The 19,685-nt window shown below is 72.5% G+C and carries 15 protein-coding genes; 2 read left to right on the top strand and 13 right to left on the bottom strand.

Features of this window, described 5'->3' with window-relative positions:
* Window positions 1-92 precede the first annotated feature (92 nt).
* Window positions 93-1,001, top strand: a complete 909-nt coding sequence (locus AB5J53_RS12380) for an SCO1860 family LAETG-anchored protein (RefSeq protein WP_369252187.1) — start codon at window positions 93-95, stop codon at window positions 999-1,001.
* A gap of 198 nt (window positions 1,002-1,199) precedes the next feature.
* On the opposite strand, the gene cobC is transcribed toward AB5J53_RS12380, so the two are convergent.
* From cobC to cobM, 6 genes are read right to left on the bottom strand one after another with little or no spacing between them, the layout of a single operon-like run.
* Complete coding sequence (cobC, locus tag AB5J53_RS12375) at window positions 1,200-2,309, bottom strand: Rv2231c family pyridoxal phosphate-dependent protein CobC (RefSeq protein ID WP_369252185.1); 1,110 nt, start codon at window positions 2,307-2,309, stop codon at window positions 1,200-1,202.
* The gene (locus AB5J53_RS12370) at window positions 2,299-3,234 is read right to left on the bottom strand and encodes a sirohydrochlorin chelatase (protein WP_369245677.1); all 936 of its coding nucleotides are present in this window, start codon (window positions 3,232-3,234) and stop codon (window positions 2,299-2,301) included. Before AB5J53_RS12370 ends, cobC begins: the two co-directional genes overlap by 11 nt.
* The gene (locus AB5J53_RS12365; protein WP_369252183.1) at window positions 3,231-3,851 is read right to left on the bottom strand and encodes a precorrin-8X methylmutase; all 621 of its coding nucleotides are present in this window, start codon (window positions 3,849-3,851) and stop codon (window positions 3,231-3,233) included. Before AB5J53_RS12365 ends, AB5J53_RS12370 begins: the two co-directional genes overlap by 4 nt.
* Window positions 3,852-3,856: 5 nt before the next feature.
* A complete protein-coding gene (gene cobJ / locus AB5J53_RS12360) occupies window positions 3,857-5,647 on the bottom strand; it encodes a precorrin-3B C(17)-methyltransferase (protein WP_369245676.1) in 1,791 nt (596 codons plus the stop codon).
* The gene (gene cbiE, locus AB5J53_RS12355; protein ID WP_369245675.1) at window positions 5,644-6,897 is read right to left on the bottom strand and encodes a precorrin-6y C5,15-methyltransferase (decarboxylating) subunit CbiE; all 1,254 of its coding nucleotides are present in this window, start codon (window positions 6,895-6,897) and stop codon (window positions 5,644-5,646) included. Before cbiE ends, cobJ begins: the two co-directional genes overlap by 4 nt.
* A complete protein-coding gene (gene cobM / locus AB5J53_RS12350) occupies window positions 6,894-7,718 on the bottom strand; it encodes a precorrin-4 C(11)-methyltransferase (RefSeq protein WP_369245674.1) in 825 nt (274 codons plus the stop codon). Before cobM ends, cbiE begins: the two co-directional genes overlap by 4 nt.
* A gap of 107 nt (window positions 7,719-7,825) precedes the next feature.
* Between cobM and AB5J53_RS12345 the strand changes: the two genes are divergently transcribed.
* Complete coding sequence (locus AB5J53_RS12345) at window positions 7,826-8,554, top strand: ZIP family metal transporter (RefSeq protein WP_369245673.1); 729 nt, start codon at window positions 7,826-7,828, stop codon at window positions 8,552-8,554.
* 17 nt (window positions 8,555-8,571) lie between these two features.
* Here AB5J53_RS12345 and cobI read toward each other — a convergent pair whose 3' ends face one another.
* Genes cobI through AB5J53_RS12310 form a run of 7 tightly spaced genes read right to left on the bottom strand, consistent with a single transcriptional unit; the run spans window position 8,572 to window position 19,572 of the window.
* Window positions 8,572-9,321: a precorrin-2 C(20)-methyltransferase gene (gene cobI / locus AB5J53_RS12340; RefSeq protein ID WP_369245672.1), complete on the bottom strand. Its 750-nt coding sequence runs from the start codon at window positions 9,319-9,321 to the stop codon at window positions 8,572-8,574.
* The gene (locus tag AB5J53_RS12335; protein ID WP_369252181.1) at window positions 9,318-10,754 is read right to left on the bottom strand and encodes a cobyrinate a,c-diamide synthase; all 1,437 of its coding nucleotides are present in this window, start codon (window positions 10,752-10,754) and stop codon (window positions 9,318-9,320) included. Before AB5J53_RS12335 ends, cobI begins: the two co-directional genes overlap by 4 nt.
* On the bottom strand, window positions 10,754-11,353 hold the full coding sequence (gene cobO / locus AB5J53_RS12330) for a cob(I)yrinic acid a,c-diamide adenosyltransferase (protein WP_369245671.1): 600 nt from the start codon (window positions 11,351-11,353) through the stop codon (window positions 10,754-10,756). Before cobO ends, AB5J53_RS12335 begins: the two co-directional genes overlap by 1 nt.
* Window positions 11,353-13,362 (bottom strand): putative cobaltochelatase, encoded by a 2,010-nt coding sequence (locus AB5J53_RS12325; protein WP_369245670.1) that lies wholly within the window; start codon window positions 13,360-13,362, stop codon window positions 11,353-11,355. Before AB5J53_RS12325 ends, cobO begins: the two co-directional genes overlap by 1 nt.
* The gene (gene cobN, locus AB5J53_RS12320) at window positions 13,359-17,012 is read right to left on the bottom strand and encodes a cobaltochelatase subunit CobN (protein ID WP_369245669.1); all 3,654 of its coding nucleotides are present in this window, start codon (window positions 17,010-17,012) and stop codon (window positions 13,359-13,361) included. Before cobN ends, AB5J53_RS12325 begins: the two co-directional genes overlap by 4 nt.
* Window positions 17,009-18,520 (bottom strand): cobyric acid synthase, encoded by a 1,512-nt coding sequence (locus tag AB5J53_RS12315; protein WP_369245668.1) that lies wholly within the window; start codon window positions 18,518-18,520, stop codon window positions 17,009-17,011. The genes cobN and AB5J53_RS12315 overlap by 4 nt, the downstream gene beginning before the upstream one ends.
* Window positions 18,517-19,572 (bottom strand): cobalamin biosynthesis protein, encoded by a 1,056-nt coding sequence (locus AB5J53_RS12310; protein WP_369245667.1) that lies wholly within the window; start codon window positions 19,570-19,572, stop codon window positions 18,517-18,519. Before AB5J53_RS12310 ends, AB5J53_RS12315 begins: the two co-directional genes overlap by 4 nt.
* Between the last annotated feature and the right edge of the window lie 113 nt (window positions 19,573-19,685).

Below are 19,685 nucleotides of genomic sequence, written 5' to 3'. Positions count from 1 at the left end.
TTGGAGTGAAGTCACGTCAGGTTGCTGACTGTTCACTCTCAGTGCGTAATTCTTGCCGGGTCCCAAGCTTTTCTCCCATGGGGGTCCCACCCTTGAACAGCAACAACTTCCGCATGCCCGCACGTCGTTTCGCCGCCACCGCGGCCGCCGGTGTCCTCGCCGCCGGTCCCGCGGCGCTGGCCGGCGCGGGCTCCGCTCACGCGACCACCGACCACGGTCGCGCGAGCGCCGTCGTGCTCCGTACCGGGCTCGACGTGTCCCTGCTCAACAAGACCGTGAACGTTCCGCTTTCGGTCTCCCTCAACGAGGTGCGGGCGCCGCAGAGCGCCCAGAAGACCGCGCTCACCGCGCGGTTGGACGGTGTCGACGGCGGGCGTGCGTTCAGCGTGCTGCGCGCGGACGTCGCCACCGCGAAGGCCACCGTGTCCGCCGGGAAGGCGGAGGGCTCCACGCATCTCGCGCACGCGGTGGTCCATGTTCCCGGGCTGCCGCTGCTGTCGCTCATCGAGGTCGAGCAGGTGACCTCCAAGGCGACGTGCGAGGCCGGGAAGAAGCCCGTGGCCACCGCGAACCTTCTCGGCGGGGTCACCGTCCTCGGCAAGAAGGTGACGCTGTCGGTGGGCGGGCCGACGGAGGTGAAGGTGCCCGGGGTCGGTGAGGTCCGGCTCGACCTCTCCAAGACCGAGACCACGTCCCGTACGGCCGCCGCGTCCGCGCTCGAACTCACGGTGTCCATCAATCCGTTGAAGCTGAACGTGGCCGAGGTCGAGGGCACCGTGACCCTGGCCGGGGCGACCTGTTCGTCGCCCGCGGCGCCACCCGCCCCGCAGACCGAGCCCGCCGGTCCGGCGTCCGACGTGAAGCCCCAAGGGGCTCCCGCGGAGGCGGACCTCGCCGAGACCGGGGGCAGCTCCGTGACGCCGTACATCGCGGGTGGCGCGGTCGCGTTGCTCGCGGCGGGCGGGGGAGCGGTGGCTTTGACGCGCCGCCGGCGGGGCTGACGGGGGAGGGTTTTCGCCCCCTCCGCCCCTACCCGTCCCGTCCCTGGGGGCTGCGCCCCCCGACCCCCGCTTAAAAGATTACCCAGTTCCCCGCGCCCCTAAAAGGGGCGCGGGGAACTGCGCGACCAGCCCCCACGCAGCCGCAGCCGAAAGGCTGGTCGGGACGGGTAGGGGCGGAGGGGGCGAAGAACCCCTGCCTCAGTCCCCGCCCACCGTCACCGCCCGATCCAAGGCCTGCAGGAACTGGTTCACCGTCCCCCGGTCCCGTACCGCCAGCCGCAACCACTCCTCGTCGAGCCCGGGGAAGGTGTCCCCGCGCCGCACGGCGAAGCCAAGCCCGCGAAGGCGCCGCCGCACGGAAGCCGCACGCGGGAGACGGATCAGGACGAACGGCCCCTCCGCGGGCTCCACGACCCGCAGCCCATCGGCCTCGAACTCCTTGAGCCCAGCCACAAGATGGGCCCGATCCGCCGCGACCCGGTGCGCCGCGTGCGCGGCCTCCGCCAGCGCCTGGGAGGACACACAGGCCTCCGCCGCGGCGAGGGCGGGCGTGGAGACGGGCCAGAGCGGCTGGGCACGCTCCAGCGAAGCGATCGTCTCGGGAGCGGCGAGGACGTAGCCGATGCGCAGTCCGGCCAGCCCCCACGTCTTCGTGAGGCTGCGCAGCACCACGAGCCCGGGCACGTCCGTCCGGCCGGCAAGCGCCTCCCGCTCACCCGGCACCGCATCCATGAATGCCTCGTCGACCACCAACACCCGCCCGGGCCGGGCGAGTCCGGCAATCGAGGCGGCCGGGTGCAGCACCGACGTCGGATTGGTCGGATTGCCGATCACGACGAGGTCGGCGTCTTCGGGAACGGCCGCGGGGTCGAGACGAAAGCCGTCCTCCGGGCGGAGCAGGACACGGTCGACCGTATGGCCCGCGTCCCGCAGGGCGGCCTCGGGTTCCGTGAACTGCGGGTGCACGACGACTGGTTGGCGGACTTTCAGGGCACGCGCGAGCAGCACGAACGCCTCCGCCGCGCCCGCCGTGAGCAGCACCCGCTCCACCGGCAGCCCGTGCCGCGCCGCCACCGCGGCCCGCGCGGCCCGCCCGTCCGGGTAGGCCGCGAGCCCGCTCAGCGACGCGGCGATCCGCTCGCGCAGCCACGACGGAGGCGTGTCCGCGCGGACGTTCACGGCGAGATCGGTGAGCGTCGAACCGTCGTCGCGCACCTCGGCGTCACCGTGGTGACGCAGATCGTGCGCACCGCCCTCGTGCACGTCGGCCTCGTGCGCCTCGCCCTCGCCCGCCGCCTCAGTGCGCATGGGAGTGCGAGTGCGCGTGACCACCGTGGTGGTGCCCGTGATGGTGCTGACCGTCATCGTCCGGGTGGAAGTGCGGCTGCTGGGGGAGCCCCACCTTGTCCTCGAAGCCGGGCAGGGCGATGCGGTACACGCACGAGTCGCAGTTCATCCGCAGGTCGCCCTGGACGGCCTCCCGGTAGCGCTCCATGACGAGGTCGAGCAGCTCCGGCTCGGGGCCGATCACATCGGCGGACCGCACCTCGACGTCGGGGTGCGCGGCGGCCCAGCCCTCGGTCTGCTGCCGCACCCGGTCGGGGAGGATGCCCGTGAAGAGGAAGTAGGGGAGCACGACGATCCGGCGCGCGCCCAGCTTCACGCAGCGGTCGAGCCCGGACGGCACGTCCGGCGCCGCCAGCGACACGAACGCCGTCTCGACGCCCGCGTACCCCCGGCCCTCCCACAGCAGCCGCGCCGCCTTGTGCACCTCGGCGTTGGCGTCCGGGTCGGTGGAGCCGCGTCCGACGAGCAGCACGGTCACATCGGCCCGGTCCTCGGGCGTACGGGCCCTGCCTCCCAGGGCCTCGTCGAGCCGCCGCTCCAGAACGGCGAGCAGCGACGGGTGCGGGCCCAGCGGACGTCCGTACGTGTACGAGATCCCGGGGTGCCGCTCCTTCTCACGGGCCAGCGCCGCCGGGATGTCCCCCTTGGCGTGCCCGGCGGACACCAGCATCAGGGGTACGGCGGCGAAACGCCGTACCCCCTGCTCGACCAGTTCGCTCACGGCGTCACCCAGCGGCGGCGGGGACAGCTCGATGAACCCGCCCGCGACGGGCAGTTCGGGATGACGGTGCCCCAGCTCCCGTACGAAGTCGCGGAAGGCCTCGGCTCCGGCCTCGTCCCGGGTGCCGTGTCCGGCGATGAGCAGGGCGGGGGGCGGGGTGGTCACGATTTCTCCTTAGAAGGCTCGAAGGCCTTGGTCACGGGGTGGTACAGCAGGGCGTTGAGCGCGGCGGCGGCGACCGCCGAGCCGCCCTTCTCGGACACGTTGCTGACGGCGGGCAGCCCGCTCTCGCGCAACGCGGCCTTGGACTCGGCCGCGCCGACGAAACCGACGGGCAGACCGATGACGAGCGCCGGATCGGCGTCCAGCCTCAGCAACTCCTCCAGGGCGGTGGGCGCACAGCCGATCACCCACAGCGCGCCGGGCCCGACATCCTCGTACGCGAGCCGGATCGCATGGGCCGAACGGGTCAGGCCGGGGCCCGACTTGGCGTCCTTGAGGCGGCAGACGGTGTCGCGGCGCGTGATGCCCGCCGCGACCATCTCGACGTCCACCACGACGGGGGCCCCGGCGTGCAGCGCCGCGTGCGCCTTCTCGAGGGCGACTTCGTCGGTGACGAGGTCCCTCGCGTACTCCAGGTCGGCGGCGGAGTGGATGACCCGCTCCACCACCGCTCGGGTCAGCGGCGCGAAGTGCGAGGTGTCCAGGCGGGCGCGCAGCCGCCGGAAGGACTCCTGCTCGATGGGGTGCACGACCCGGGTCTCGGGGAACACCTGGCTCACTCGGCTCACTTGGGCTCCTCCTGCCAGCGGTAGCCGCGCGGCGTCACCATGCGCCCGGCGATCTCACGGGTCGCCGTATTGCCCACGGTCACCACGGTCATCATGTCCACGATCGCCGGATCCAGGGACCCCAGCGTCGTCACCCGGCTCGACTCGTCGGCACGGGAGGCATTGCGTACGACACCCACCGGCGTCGTCGGCTCCCGGTGCTCGGCGAGAATGGCGAGCGCCTTCGGCAGCTGCCAGTCCCGGCCCCGGCTGCGGGGGTTGTAGAAGGTGACCACGATGTCCGCCTCGGCCGCCGCGCGCACCCGCCGCTCGATGACCTCCCACGGAGTGTGGAGGTCGGAGAGACTGATCGACACATGGTCGTGCCCGAGGGGCGCGCCCAGGATCGCTCCGGCCGCGAGCGCGGCGGTCACGCCCGGCACCCCGACCACGTCGATGTCGTCGGACGCCTCGGCCAGCGCGGGCGACGCCATCGCGTACACGCCCGCGTCGCCACTGCCGATCAGCGCGACGGCCTGCCCGCGCCGGGCCTCCGCCACCGCCGTACGCGCCCGCTCCTCCTCGGCACCGAGACCCGACTCCAGCACCCGGGTCCCGGGCCGCAGCAGATCGCGGATCTGGTCGACGTACTGATCGAGCCCGACGAGCACCGAGGCGCGGCGGAGTTCGTCCTTGGCCCGCGGGGTGAGGAGATCACGCGCGCCGGGCCCGAGCCCGACGACAGCGAGCCGCCCGCGCGCCGGCCGACGCACGACGGCACAGGTCGCCATCGCCGGCTGCCCGTCCGCGCGCTCCGATTTCCGCTTGGGGACCAGGAGTTCACCGCCGCGTACGAGGGCGGCGGCCTCTGCCACGGAAGGGGTACCGACAGCGGCGAGCGGCGCGTCCGAGGGGTTCGGCACCTCGACCTTCGCCAACTCCTCTGCGGTGTACGTGACTACGGGCACCCCGAGCCGCTCGGCGCCCGCGACGATGCCGGGCTCGTCGGCCTTGGCGTCGACGGTGGCGAGCTCGGCGACGGACTTCGCCGACAGCCCGGCCTCCCGGAGCGCGTCCTCGACCAGCCCGAGCACCTCATCGACGGGCGCGCCCTTGGAAGCGCCGACGCCGACGACGAGGGAGGGCGGCCGGAGGACGACTTCGCGCCTCACGGGCTCAACGGCACGGTCGGTGACGCGGATGACGGGTGTACCTGGCTGTGGGCAATCGTCCCGCAGGGCGATGGGGGTCCCCCCTGCTCGAGCGGAGCCGAGAGCTTGGGGGAGGGTGGGCACAGCCCCCACCGCCGGGCGCCCCACATTCGACGGCAACGCAGGCAGGGGCCAGCTCACCTCCGCCTCCAGCGCAACGGGTTCCCCGTCCAACATGGCCCTGGAGACCCCGGCGACATCCCCCTCCACGGGGAACCCGAGCGTATCCAGCCCAGGCACCCCGACGGAGTCGGTCGCGGTAGTCACCACCGGCTCGGCCCCGAGCAACTCGCCGACCTCCCGGGCGAGTTCATTGGCGCCACCCCCGTGGCCCCCCACGAGGGCCACGGCAAACCGCCCGCCCTCGTCGACGCAGACGACCCCCGGGTCGGACGTCTTGTCACCCAGCAGCGGGGCAACCAGTCGCACAGTGGCCCCCGTGGCAAGGAAGCACACCACCTGCTCGCACTCCGCGAACGCGGCCCGCACGGCGTCCCCCACGGACCCGTCGTACACCCGCGTACGGGTGGGCCAGGCGGTGGCAAGCCGGTCACGGGCCACCGCCCCCGCCGCCGTGGCGGAAATCAGGCCGATCACTGGGGGACTCCTTCGGTACGGGCCGGAGGGCGGACGCCCCACAGCAGAAAGACGGGATTGGTGGCCGCGAGCCGGGTGACGCCACCCGGCAGCGGCGCCAGCCGCGACGACTGCAACAGCACGCCGTCGCAGTCGAACCCGGCGCCGGTGAGCGCGTCCCGGGCCGCCGACACGCGGTCCAGCGCGGCCATGGCGACCACGACGGCACGCCGTGCCCGCCGCGCGCAGACCGTGACGATGGCGGGCAGTTCGCGCCCACCGCCGCCGATGAAGACCGCGTCCGGATCGTCCAGATCGGACAGCACCGTGGGCGCGGCCCCGTGCACGACCCGTACGTCCACGCCGTGCGCCCCGGCGTTGGCGCGGATCCGGTCGCAGCCGTCCCGCGTCTTCTCGATCGCGGTGACGGCGGCGCCGAACCGCGCGCACTCGACGGCGACGGACCCGGAGCCCGCGCCGACGTCCCAGATCAGCTCGCCGAGGCGCGGCCCGAGCCGGGCCAGCGCGAGCGCCCGTACCTCGAACTTGCTGATCATCGAGTCGCGGTGGGCGAACTCGCTCTCGTCCAGGGCCCATTGGGCGGGACCGGGCGGCGGCCCGGCGACGGTCCGTACGGGGGCGAGGGCACGTGACTCGTCCAGGCACAGGACGACGCTCACCGCCGTACCCCAGTCACGGGCGGCGGCCTCGGCGGGCGTGACCCGCTCCACGCGCTCGTGGTCGGGGTCGCCCAGGGCGCTCGCCACGACGAGGACGCGTTCGGCGCTGCGGTACGCGAGCGCGGCGCCCAACTCGGCGGGTCCGGAGCCGGGTCCGGTCAGCACGGCCACCTTGGGCCGGGACCGGCAGACCTGGACGGCCGTGCGCAGGTCACGCCCGTGCGCGCTGACCACCACCGCGTCGTCCCAGGGCAGCCCGAGCCGTGCGAAAGCGGTGGCGACGGACGAGACGCCGGGTCTGACGTCCAACCGCTCCGCCCCGAACCGCTCGGCCAGCGCCCGCACGATTCCGAAGAACCCGGGGTCGCCGGAGGCGAGTACGACGACCCGGCCCTCCTGCTTCTCCACGTACCGCTCGATGGCGTCGAGGGCGGGTGCGAGCGGCCCGAGGACGACCTGCTCGGCCTCCTCCGGCAGCCGCGTGGCCGCCAGATGCCGCCGGGCACCCACGACCAGTCCGGCCTCGGCGAGAGCGGACATGGCATCCGGGGACAGCGGCGCCCCCGTCCCCGTACCGAAGACACTGATCACGACGGACCGCCCTTCCGCGCCGCGCGCAGCTCCGCGCGCGCCCGCGGGTCGGCCTTGCGGAACCCGTGGAAGTGACCGGGGTGGTAGAGGTGCGAGCGGGTGCCGCTGGCGTCGAGGGCCGGGCCGACCAGGAAGAGGGTGTGCTTCCAGAGCTTGTGCTCCTTGACGGTCTCCTCGAGCGTCTCGATCGTGCACTTCACGATCAGCTCCTCCGGCCAGGTCGCCTGATACGCGACCACGACCGGTGTAGAGGTGGGGTAGCCCCCCTCCAGCAGCTCCCGTACGAGCTGGCCGCTGCGGGCGGCCGACAGGAACAGCGCCATGGTCGTCCCGTGCCGGGCGAACTCGCGGACCTCCTCACCGGGCGGCATCGGCGTCTTGCCGCCGCCGAGCCGGGTGAGGATCACGGACTGCGCGACCTCGGGAATCGTCAGTTCGCGCTGCGCGAGCGCGGCGACGGCGGAGAAGGAGGAGACGCCCGGGACGATCTCGGTCTCGATGCCGATCTCCGCACACCGGTCGACCTGCTCCTGCGTGCCGCCCCACAGGGCCGGGTCGCCGGAGTGGATCCGAGCCACCCGCAGACCCTCCGCATGGGCCCGCTCGTACACGGCGACCACGTCCTCCAGCGACATGGTCGCCGAATCGAGGATCTCCGCGCCCTCGCGCGCGTGGTCGAGGACCTCGGCCTGCACCAGGCTGGCCGCCCAGATCACGACGTCGGCCTCGGCGATGGCGCGCGCGGCGCGGAACGTCAGCAGGTCGGCGGCGCCGGGCCCTGCCCCGACGAAGGTCACCTTGCCGGTGGGGGCATCGGCCATGGGAATCGGTCCTCTCCTACGAAAAACTCGGGTGCTGCGAAAAGTCAGTGCGCGCGCGGCCGTCGTCGGACGTGCGCGAACGGGGGTCGATCGGATAGCAAGGGCGTATGGCGGTCCTCGTCGCGCTCGGCGCGTTCCTGATGACGCTGGCCGGCGGCTGGACGGCACAGCGCGTGACCGACCGCCGCCACTTGGTGCTGGGCCTGGCCGGCGGCCTGATGCTCGGCGTGGTCGGCATGGACCTGCTGCCGGAGGCGCTGCACGCGGCGGGTGACGAGGTCTTCGGCGTACCCGCCGCGCTCCTCCTCTTCGTGGCCGGATTCCTGCTGGCCCATCTGGTGGAACGCCTGTTGGCCCACCGTCAGGCAGCGCACGGCGGCGAGGAGAACGGCGGACGCGCGCCCGAGGTGGGTCTGACGGCGGCCGCGGCCATGGTCGGCCACAGCGCGATGGACGGCGTCGCGATCGGCGCCGCCTTCCAGGTCGGCGGCGGTATGGGCCTGGCGGTCGCCCTCGCGGTGATCGCCCACGACTTCGCGGACGGCTTCAACACGTACACGATCACGAGCCTGTACGGGAACGCCCGCCGCAAGGCGATCACGATGCTGATCGCGGACGCGGCGGCCCCGGTGGTCGGCGCGGCGTCCACCCTCTTCGTCACGATCCCGGAGGAGCTGCTCGGCGGCTATCTCGGCCTCTTCGGCGGCGTACTGCTGTACCTCGCCGCCGCCGAGATCCTCCCCGAGGCACACCACGAGCACCCGGCCCGTTCGACCCTGCTGTGCACGGTCGCGGGCGTGGGCTTCATCTGGCTGGTGGTGGGCATCGCGGCGTGAGCCGCACCCTGGACCGCTCACAGCTTTCCGCCGCGTCCGCCGTCGCGCCGAGCGGGCGCGATGAGCGTGGAGAGGTACGGCAGCGGCCCACCGTCGAGTTCGCCCGCCGGCCGGATCGACTCGTCCTCGAGCCCGAGCGCGGAGCCCCACACGGCGTCGTCGATGCGCCCGGTCTCGCGCAGCGCCTCGGCGACCTCCCGCGCCTGCCGCCCGAACTTGTACGCGACGACCGTGCCGGGCCCGTTCAGGGCGTCCTTGAGTACAGCGGCCCCCGCAGTCACCGGCACCAGGGTGAGCGGCTCGGTCCCCTCCGTGAGCACGGCCCCCGACCGCGCGGCGAGGTCCTGCATGGCGGTGATCCCCGGCACGGTCTCGACGACCGTGCCGGGAACGAGCTCCCCGATGGTCTGCGCGAGATAGGTGAAGGTCGAGTACACGTTGGGGTCGCCGATGGTGGCGAAGGCGACGGCGGCGTGCCTGGTGAGCAGCTCGGCGACCCGCGCACCGGCGGCATCCCAGGCGGCCTCGCGCCGCTCCCGGTCACTGCGCTCGTTGAGCGCGAAGACGACGCGTACGACCTTCTCCTCGGGCACGTAGTGAAGAACGGTCGCTTCAGCCCGCCCCCGCTCCCCGCCATCCTTTCCATCGGGTGCAGCCATCACCGGTACGACGACGACCTCGGCGGTCCGCAGAGCGTTGACGCCCTTGACGGTCACCAGCTCCGGATCACCGGGTCCGACCCCGACTCCGATCAGCTTGCTGCTCATGACGTCAGGCACCTCTCCACGAACCGACGGGCGACACCGGGCTCGGACGCCCAGTGCGTGTGCAGATAACTCGCGTGCACACCTTGTTGTACGAAACCTTCGACGCGCTTTTGAGGGGCGCGCACCCCCCAGGCGGGAGCCGCCCCGGCGCCGGGCTCGACGACGGTCCGGTGGAACTCGTGCCCGCGCATCCTGGCTCCCGCCTGCGCGAGCACACTCTCCGACACGGCGACGGCGTCCCGGTAGCCCAGGGTGAGCCGCTCGCTCATCCGGGCCGTGGCATCGAGCACTCCGCACATGGGCTGCCCGTCGAGCTCCCGGCACAGGTAGAGCAGCCCGGCGCACTCGGCGGCGACGGGCGCGCCACTGAGCGCCAGCTCGGCAACGGACTTACGGAGCGCCTCATTGGCCGACAGCTCCGGCGCGTACACCTCGGGGAACCCGCCCCCGATGACCAACCCGCCCGTCCCCTCGGGCAGTTGCTCGTCCCGAAGGGGGTCGAACGTGACGACTTCGGCCCCGGCGGCGGTGAGCAACTCGGCATGCTCGGCGTAGGAAAAGGTGAAGGCGGGCCCCCCGGCAAGGGCGACCACTTTAAGCCCGTCCGGCGTTTGAGGACGAGGCCGTTCAGGCCGACACGGGGGTCTGGGGGCGGAGCCCCCAGAGACGGGAACGGGAAGGGGCGGCGGGGGCGAAGAAACAACCACCTCAGCCGCATCCCAAGCCGCACCCGACAACTCAGGCGCACTCCGCGCCAGCGCAAGGAGCGCGTCGAGATCACACCCCTCCCGCACCTGCGAGCCCATGGCGGCAACCGCCTCAACAGCCTCCGAACGCCGCTCGGCAACAGGCACCAGCCCAAGATGCCGAGCAGGCGTGTCCACCTGCTGAACCCGTCGAAGCACCCCAAGAACAGGCACCCCTGACTCGTCCAACGCCTCCCGCAGCATGGCCTCATGCCGCTCGGACCCCACCTTGTTGAGGACCACCCCCGCAACCCGCACTTCGGGATCCCAGGAAGCGAACCCGTGCACCAGCGCGGCAACGGACCGCGACTGCGACGACGCGTCGACGACCAGTACCACCGGCGCCCGAAGCAACTTCGCGACATGAGCCGTGGAGGCCAACTCCCCCTGTCCCGCGGCCCCGTCGAACAGCCCCATGACACCCTCGACAACCGCAAGATCACACCCACGCGCCCCATGCGCGAACAACGGCGCGATGAGCTCCGCCCCGCACAGATACGCGTCAAGATTCCGCCCCACACGCCCGGTCGCGAGCGCGTGATACCCGGGATCGATGTAGTCGGGCCCCACCTTGTGCGGGGACACGGCAAGCCCCCGCGAGGCGAACGCCGCCATCAGCCCCGTGGCAACGGTGGTCTTGCCGCTGCCCGACGAGGGCGCGGCAATGACCAACCGAGGGACGGACATCACCACTCGATACCCCTCTGGCCCTTCTGGCCGGCGTCCATCGGGTGCTTGACCTTGGACATGTCCGTCACAAGATCGGCGAACTCGATGAGCTTCTCGGGGGCATTGCGCCCGGTGATGATCACATGCTGAGTCCCCGGCCGATCCCGCAGCACGGCCACCACCTCGTCGACATCCACCCACCCCCAGTGCATCGGGTACGCGAACTCGTCGAGGACGTACAACCGATACGTCTCGGCGGCGAGGTCCCGCTTGACCTGCTCCCACCCCTCGCGGGCCTTCTCCTCGTTGTCCATCTGGGAGTCGCGCTGGACCCAGGACCAGCCCTCGCCCATCTTGTGCCAGTCGACGGACCCGCCCTCACCGGACGCGCCCAGCACACGCAGCGCGTTCTCCTCCCCGACCTTCCACTTCGCCGACTTGACGAACTGGAAGACCCCGATGGGCCACCCCTGATTCCAGGCGCGCAGCGCGAGCCCGAAGGCGGCGGTCGACTTGCCCTTCCCGATCCCCGTGTGCACGACGACAAGTGGCCGATTCCGGCGCTGACGCGTCGTCAGACCGTCGTCCGGCACCACACTCGGCTGCCCCTGCGGCATTACGCGGCCCTCCTCGAAGTCCCCTGCACATCACGCACGAGCCCGGCGATGGAATCGGCCCGCAACTCGTCCAACGTCACCGCGGTGCCGCCCAGTTCACCCGCGAGCTGCCCCGCGAGCCCGAGCCGCACGGGCCCGGCCTCGCAGTCGACGACCACGGAGGCGACCCCGTCGGCCGCGAACAGCCGCGCCGCCCGCCCCGCGAGCGCGACCGGCTCAGGGCCGCCCGTGGCCCGCCCGTCCGTCACGACAACAACCAGCGGCCGTCGGGCCGCGTCCCGCAGCCGCTCGACCCGCAGCACGTCGTGCGCCCGGAGCAACCCGGCCGCGAGCGGCGTACGCCCACCCGTGGGCAGCGACTCGAGCCGAGCCGCGGCCGCGTCCACCGAAGAGGTGGGCGGCAGCGCGACCTCGGCCGCGGACCCCCGGAAGGTCACGAGCCCCACCTTGTCCCGCCGCTGATACGCGTCGAGCAGCAGCGACAGCACCGCACCCTTCACGGCACTCATCCGCTGCCGCGCCGCCATCGACCCGGAGGCGTCCACGACGAAGAGCACGAGGTTCCCCTCACGCCCCTCCCGCGTCGCCTGGCGCAGATCGTCCCGCCGTACGACGAGACCGCGCCCCGACCGCCCGCGCGCCCGCTGATGCGGCGCCGCCGCCTGCACTGTCGCCGCCAGGTGCAGCTTGGTGAGCGCCCCTTGGGGCCGCCGCGACCCGGTCGTCCGCCCGTGCTCGGTCCGCGCCCGCGAACGCCGGCCGGCCGCGCCCTCACCGAGACCGGGCACGCTCAGCACCTTCGTACGAAAGGGTTCGGCGGCCCGTACGGGGGACTGCTCGCCGCCTGCCCGAGGCTGCCCGCCCTCGCCGGCTTCGGGCTGCGCGGGAGCGTCCCCCGGCGCCTGAGATGCGCAGCCGTCGTCAGGCCCGTCCTGAGGCGGCTGCCCGCCGCCACCAGGCCCGTCCGGATCCGGTTCGTCGTCGCCGTCCCCGTCCTGCCCGCCGAACTCCTCCAGCGTCTCGTCGAGCTTGTCCTCGTCGAGGCCCGGGGCGTCGAAGGGGTTGCGCCGCCGGCGGTGCGGCAGCGCGAGCAGCGCCGCCTGGCGTACGTCCTCGGCGAGCACCTCGGTCCGCCCCGCCCAGGCGGCCAGCGCGGTCGCGGTCCGGGCCATCACGATGTCGGCCCGCATGCCGTCCACCTCGAAGGCCGCGCAGGTCGCCGCGATCTGCCGCAGCGCCCCGTCCCCGAGCCGTACGGACGGCAACAGCTCCCGCGCCGCCACGATCCGCGCCCGTACGGCGGACTCCTCGTCGGCCCACCGTTGAGCGAACCCGTCCGGATCGTCGTCGTACGCCAGCCTGCGCCGGACGACCTCGACCCGCTGATCGGGCTCCCGGGAGGCCGCGACCTCGACCGTCAGCCCGAACCGGTCCAGCAACTGCGGCCGCAGCTCGCCCTCTTCGGGGTTCATCGTGCCGACGAGCAGGAAGCGGGCGGCATGCCGTACGGAGACGCCCTCGCGTTCGACGTACGAGGCGCCCATCGCGGCGGCGTCGAGCAGCAGGTCGACGAGGTGGTCGTGCAACAGATTCACTTCGTCGACATAGAGAATCCCGCGATGCGCGTCGGCCAGCAGCCCCGGCTCGAAGGCCTTCACGCCCTCCGCGAGCGCCCGCTCGATGTCCAGCGCGCCGACGAGCCGGTCCTCGGAGGCGCCGACCGGCAACTCCACCATGCGGGCGGGCCGTTGAGTGCCCGTCCCGGGCTCGTGCGGCCCGTCCGGGCAGGCCGGATCGGGCGACGCGGGAGCACACGAGAAGCGGCACCCGGCGACGACGTCCACCTGCGGCATGAGGGCCGAGAGGGCCCGTACCGCAGTGGACTTGGCGGTGCCCTTCTCGCCTCGGACGAGCACGCCGCCCACGGCCGGCGAGACGGCGTTCAGCAGCAGCGCGAGCCGCAGGTCGTCCTGGCCGACCACGGCCGTGAACGGGAACGGAGTACTCACTGGTCGTCGCCCTCCAAGTCGCCTTCGAGCTCCAGATAGGTGGCGCGCAGCCGCTCCAGGGTGTCCGCGTCCGGCTCGGCCCACAGCCCGCGGTCGGCGGCCTCCAGCAGGCGCTCCGTGATGCCGCGCAGCGCCCAGGGGTTGGACTTCTTCATGAAGTCCTGGTTCTCCGGATCGAAGACGTACTCCGCGCTGAGCTTCTCGTACATCCAGTCGTCCACGACCCCGGCCGTGGCGTCGTACCCGAAGAGGTAGTCGACGGTCGCCGCCATCTCGAAGGCGCCCTTGTAGCCGTGCCGCCGCATCGCCGCCATCCAGCGCGGGTTGACGACCCGGGCGCGGAACACGCGGTGCGTCTCCTCGCCGAGGGTCCGGGTCTTCACCTGGTCCGGTACGGCGCTGTCACCGACGTACGCCTCGGGGCTCGCGCCCGTCAGATGGCGCACCATGGCGACCATGCCGCCGTGGTACTGGAAGTAGTCGTCCGCGTCGACCAGGTCGTGCTCGCGGGTGTCGACGTTCTTGGCGGCGACGGCGATGCGCTTGAACGCGGTCTCCATGTCGCCGCGCGCCGCCCGTCCGTCGAGCCCGCGCCCGTACGCGTAGCCGCCCCACACCGCGTACACCTCGGCGAGGTCCGCGTCGGAGCGCCAGTTGCGCGCGTCGATCAAGGGAAGCAGGCCGGCCCCGTACGCGCCCGGCTTGGAGCCGAAGATACGGGCCGTCGCGCGCCGCCGGTCGCCGTGCTCGGCGGTGTCCTCGTCGGCGTGCCTGCGCACGTAGTTGAGGTCGGCGGGCTCGTCCAGTTCTGCGACCGCCCGCACCGCGTCGTCGATGAGACCGACGACGTGCGGGAACGCGTCCCGGAAGAAGCCGGAGATGCGGACCGTGACGTCGATGCGCGGCCGGCCCAGCTCCTCCAGGGGCACGACCTCGAAGCCGGTCACACGGCGCGACGCGTCGTCCCACACCGGGCGGCAGCCGAGCAGGGCGAGGATCTCGGCGATGTCGTCGCCCTGGGTGCGCATCGCGGACGTACCCCAGACGGTCAGACCGACCGATGTGGGGTACTCGCCGGTGTCCTGGAGATAGCGGGCCACGAGCGAGTCGGCGAGCGACTGCCCGACCTCCCAGCTCAGCCTGGACGGGATCGCCTTGGGGTCGACGGAGTAGAAGTTGCGGCCGGTCGGCAGGACGTTCACGAGCCCACGGGTCGGCGAACCCGACGGACCCGCCGGGACGTAACCGCCGTCGAGGGCCAGGAGGATGTGGTCGATCTCGTCCGTCGTCCGGGCGAGCCGCGGCACGACCTCACGGCAGGCGAACTCCAACACCGCGACGGCGTCCGGGAGTTCGACGCCGAGGACTTCCCGTACGAGCGCGGCGCTCTCGGCAGTCACCCAGCCGCGTTCCTCCATGCCCTCGGCGAACCGGCGGCACAGCTGCTCCAGCAGATCGATCGCGTCGGCAGCGGAACGGGACGGGCCCTCGACGAGATCCGTCAGTTCGACCGGCACCTTCACCGGCGCGCCCGGCTCCGCGAGCAACTCCTTCTCGACCAGGCCGAAGTGCTCGGCGAGGCAGGCCCGCAGACCGGGCAGCGCGTTCGCCGCGCCACCCCACACCTGCGAGGCGCGCAGCACCGCCAGCACGAGGTTCACCCGCGGCTCGGCCTCCGGCCCACCGCCGAGAATGTGCAGGCCATCCCTGATCTGGACGTCCTTGATCTCGCACAGATAGCCGTCGATGTGCATGACGAACTCGTCGAACGCCGCGTCGTCCGGCTGCTCGTCGACATGCAGGTCGTGGTGGAGTTCCGCGGCCTTGACGAGGGTCCAGATCTGGGCGCGGACCGCCGGGGCCTTGGTCGGGTCCAGGTCGGACACGAGGGCGTACTCGTCGAGGAGTTGCTCCAGCTTCGCCAGATCGCCGTACGTGTCCGCGCGCGCCATCGGCGGTACGAGGTGGTCGACGACGGTGGCGTGGCCGCGGCGCTTGGCCTGGGTGCCCTCGCCCGGGTCGTTGACGATGAACGGGTAGACGAGGGGGAGTTCACCGAGGACGGCGTCGGGCGCGCAACCGCCGCTGAGACCGAGTCCCTTGCCCGGCAGCCACTCCATCGTGCCGTGCTTGCCCATGTGCACGACTGCGTCCGCGCCGAACGAGTTTTCCAGCCACCGATAGGCCGCCATGTAGTGGTGCGACGGCGGCATGTCCGGGTCGTGGTAGATCGCGATGGGGTTCTCGCCGAAGCCGCGCGGCGGCTGGATCATCACGACGACGTTCCCGAACTGGAGACAGGCCAGCACGATGTCGTCGCCGTCGACGTAGAGGGAGCCCGGCGGCTCGCCCCACGCTTCCAGCATCCCGTCCCGCAGCTCGGGGTCGAGCTTGTCGAACCACGCCCGGTAGTCGGCGAGCGGTACCCGTGCGGGGGCCGCGGCGAGCTGGTCCTCGGTGAGCCACTCGACGTCGTGACCGCCGGCCGCGATGAGCCGGTGGATCAACTCGTCGCCGCCCGCAGGGTATTCGGTGAGGCTGTACCCGGCACCCCGCAGCGCGTCCAGGACCCGTACGGCCGAAGCGGGCGTGTCGAGCCCCACCGCGTTGCCGACCCGCGAGTGCTTGGTCGGGTAGGCGGTGAAGACGAGCGCGAGCTTCTTCTCCGCGTTCGGCTTGTGCTTCAACCGCGCGTGGCGCAGGGCGATCCCGGCGACGCGCGCGGCCCGCTCGGGGTCGGCGACGTACACCGGCACATCGTCGGGGCCCTGCTCCTTGAAGGAGAACGGCACGGTGATGAGGCGTCCGTCGAACTCCGGGATCGCGACCTGCATCGCCGCGTCCATGGGGGAGAGGGCGGCGTCCGACTCGTCCCAGGCCTGCTTCGACGAGGTCAGGCAGAGCCCTTGCAGCACGGGGATGTCGAGGTCGGCGAGCGCGCCGATGTCCCAGGCCTCCTCGTCACCGCCCGCGGACGCCTGTGAGGCGTGCGCGCCGCCCGCCGCGAGCACGGTGGCGACCAGCGCGTCGGCCTTGCCGAGGATCTCGTACAGGCCCGCGTCCGCGCCGCGCAGCGAACCGCAGTAGACGGCAAGGGCGTTGGCGCCCCGCGCCTCGATCGCGTCGCACAGCGTGTCGACGAAGGCGGTGTTGCCGGACAACTGGTGCGCCCGGTAGAAGAGCACGCCGACCGTCGGGCGCCCCTCGACGAAGGCACGCTCGCCGTGGACGCCGTACTCGGCCATCTTCCGCGGCTCTTCGAAGCCCTCACCCGTGAGCAGCACGGTGTCGGAGAGGAAGCGAGCCAGTTCGGTGAGGTTCGCCGGGCCGCCCTCCACGAGGTAGCGCAGCGCTTCGGCCACGACACCGGCCGGCACCGACGACTCGGCCATCAACTCGGCGTCCGGGACGGACTCCCCGCCGAGCAGGACGGTCGGGATGCCCGAGGCCTTCAGCTTGCTCAGGCCCTCTTCCCAGGCACGCTTGCCCCCCAGGAGCCGTACGACGGCGATGTCGGCGCCCTCGATGAGCCCCGGGAGCTCCTCCGTGACATCCACCCGGGTCGGATTCCCGATCCGGTACGGGGCGCCGGAGGCACGCGCCGCCAGCAGATCCGTGTCGGCGGTCGACAACAACAACACTGTGCTCATGCGGGCGCTCCCGGTGGAATGAAAGGCAGTCCTGACGGCGCGCCCGACTCGATGAGCCGCCACAGCGCGTCCGTGTCCGCGTGTTCCTCGATCAGATCGCCGAGCCGGTCCAGCTGCTCCTCGCGCAGCGCCGCGAACGACGTGCCGGCGGCCGGCACGAAACGACGGCCCGCGGCGGCCGCCACCTCGCGCAGGAAGGCACGCCGGAATCCGTCCGACTCCAGCGAGCCGTGCCAGTGCGTGCCCCAGACGGCGCCGACCCGGCACCCGTCCAAGAAGGTCTCTCCGCCGGTGACGTCGGCGACTCCGTGGTGGATCTCGTACCCCTCGACGCGCTCGCCGAGCGCCTCACCGACGGGCCGCGTGAGGGTCTTCTCCCGCGCGAACCGCACGCGGACGGGCAGGAGCCCGAGGCCCTCGACATGACCTCGGCGGCTCTCGACCTCGTCCTCGATGTGCTCGCCGAGTACCTGGAAGCCACCGCAGATGCCCAGCACGGGCCGTCCCTCGGCGGCTCTGCGCGCGACGGCGTCCGCGAGGCCGCGCTCCCGCAGCCACTCCAGGGCACGCACGGTCCCGCGCGTACCGGGAATGACGACGAGGTCGGCATCGGCGACCTCCTCGGCCCGGTCCACGAACCGCACGACGACACCCGGTTCGGCGGCCAGCGCGTCCACGTCCGTGAAGTTGGACATGAGCGGGATCGCGCAGACCGCGACCCGGAGGATGTCCTCGCCGACGGGGGAGGTGACCTCCGACTCCCGGACCGCCCCGCGCAGAGAGACCCGAAGCCCGTCCTCCTCGTCGATGCCGAGGCCGTGCTGGAAGGGCAGGACGCCGTACGAGCGCCGGCCGGTGAGGCCGTGCAGCATCTCGAGCCCGGGCTCCAGCAGGGAGACGTCCCCGCGGAACTTGTTGACGAGGAACCCGGCGACGAGCTCCTGGTCCTCGCGCGACAGCAACGCGACCGTCCCGAAGAACGAGGCGAACACGCCGCCACGGTCGATGTCGCCGACGACGAGCACGGGGAGCCGGGCATTCCTGGCGATCCCCATGTTCACGATGTCGGTACGCCGCAGATTGATCTCGGCAGGACTGCCGGCCCCCTCGCAGATCACCGCGTCATACGTGCCCCGCAACTCGGCGAGGCAGTCCAGCACCGTCCCGAGGAGCTGCTCCTGCCGCCCTCCGTGGTAGCCGCGCGCCGAGAGCTCCCCAACGGGCTTGCCCATGAGGACGACCTGACTGCTCCGGTCGCTCCCCGGCTTGAGCAGTACGGGATTCATGAGCGCGGTGGGCTCCACGCGCGCGGCCTGCGCCTGCATGGCCTGCGCGCGCCCGATCTCGGCGCCCTCGCGCGTCACGAACGAATTCAGCGACATGTTCTGCGCCTTGAAGGGCGCGACCTTGACGCCCTGCCGCACCAGCCACCGGCAGACCCCGGCGGTCACGACACTCTTGCCGGCGTCGGAGGTGGTCCCGGCGATGAGCAGCCCGCCGCCCGTCATGACGTCCTTCCCAAGTGCTGTGGGCAATCGTTCCGCAGGGCGATGGGGGTTCCCCCTGCTCGGGCCAGGCCGAGAGCTTGCGGGAGGGTGGACACAGCGACCAGCGCCGGGCGCCTCATGACCCGGCCCCGCAACAGCGCGGCCCCGGCACTGACCCCCAACGCCAGCCAGCCGACGCGCCGCGACAACCGCACGGCCCGTTCGATGTCGTCGACCACGACAGCGCGGCCCTCCCCATTGAGTACGGGCCGGTGCTCGACCCGCCCCCCGTACGAGAGCGTCCCGCCCAGCCGCACCCCCAGCGCCCCCGCGAACGAGGCCTCCACGGGCCCCGCGTTGGGACTCGGATGCTTGTGCGCGTCCGCACGCCAGGCGCGCACGGCCCCGCGCCGGTCGCGTCCCGCGACGGCGGCGAGCACGGCGGTCAACCGCGCGCCCGGCCAGCCCGCGACATCGTCGAGCCGCGCGGAAGCCCACCCGAACCGCCGGTACTTGGGGGACTTGTGCCCGACCATGGCGTCGAGCGTGTTCACGGCACGAAAGGCGACAAGCCCGGGCACGCCGCCGACAGCCCCCCACACCAGGGCCCCCACCACGGCATCGGAGGTGTTCTCGGCGACGGACTCGACGACGGCTCGCGCGATGCCGTCGGAGTCGAGCGCCTGGGGATCCCGCCCGCACAGATGCGGCAGTCGCTCCCGGGCCACTTCGACGTCGCCGACCGCGAGCGCGTCGCCGATCGCGCGGGCCTCGCGCCCGAGGGAGGTCCCTGCGACGACGGCCCAAGTGGCCGCGGCGGTCAGTGCGATGGAGGCGGTACGGGATCGGCGTACGGAATGGCGGGCCAGCGCCGCGAGGCCGGTGGCACCGCCCACGCACACGGCGGTGTGCAGCGCGCCCCACCCGCGGTGGTCCCGCCACAGCACCCGCTCCACGGCTCCCGCGGCCCGCCCGAACGCGGCGACCGGATGCCCCCGGCGAGGGTCGCCGAGCAGCAGGTCAGCGAGAAGGCCGGCGGCGGCGCCGTACGCGAAGACGCGATCGGCACGCACCGGTTCAGCCGACCGTCAGGTCGGGCACAACTGTAGTTCGCGTAGTTCGCGTCGTTCGCACAGAACTTGGGCAGCCGCGCATGGCGATATGTCCTCACTCAGGGTGTCCACGC

It is taken from the genome of Streptomyces sp. R41 (assembly GCF_041053055.1).
GTDB lineage: Bacteria > Actinomycetota > Actinomycetes > Streptomycetales > Streptomycetaceae > Streptomyces.
The sequence above is the reverse complement of the archived record's forward strand: the minus strand, read 5'-3'. Positions and strand labels throughout refer to the sequence as shown.

Coding starts and splice junctions, on each gene's coding strand:
- cobC (WP_369252185.1), bottom strand. CDS start 2,309: ATGCGCACTGAGGCGGCGGGCGAGGGCGAGGCGCACGAGGCCGACGTG.
- cobM (WP_369245674.1), bottom strand. CDS start 7,718: ATGGCCGATGCCCCCACCGGCAAGGTGACCTTCGTCGGGGCAGGGCCC.
- AB5J53_RS12345 (WP_369245673.1), top strand. CDS start 7,826: ATGGCGGTCCTCGTCGCGCTCGGCGCGTTCCTGATGACGCTGGCCGGC.
- cobI (WP_369245672.1), bottom strand. CDS start 9,321: ATGAGCAGCAAGCTGATCGGAGTCGGGGTCGGACCCGGTGATCCGGAG.
- AB5J53_RS12335 (WP_369252181.1), bottom strand. CDS start 10,754: ATGTCCGTCCCTCGGTTGGTCATTGCCGCGCCCTCGTCGGGCAGCGGC.
- cobO (WP_369245671.1), bottom strand. CDS start 11,353: ATGCCGCAGGGGCAGCCGAGTGTGGTGCCGGACGACGGTCTGACGACG.
- cobN (WP_369245669.1), bottom strand. CDS start 17,012: ATGAGCACAGTGTTGTTGTTGTCGACCGCCGACACGGATCTGCTGGCG.
- AB5J53_RS12315 (WP_369245668.1), bottom strand. CDS start 18,520: ATGACGGGCGGCGGGCTGCTCATCGCCGGGACCACCTCCGACGCCGGC.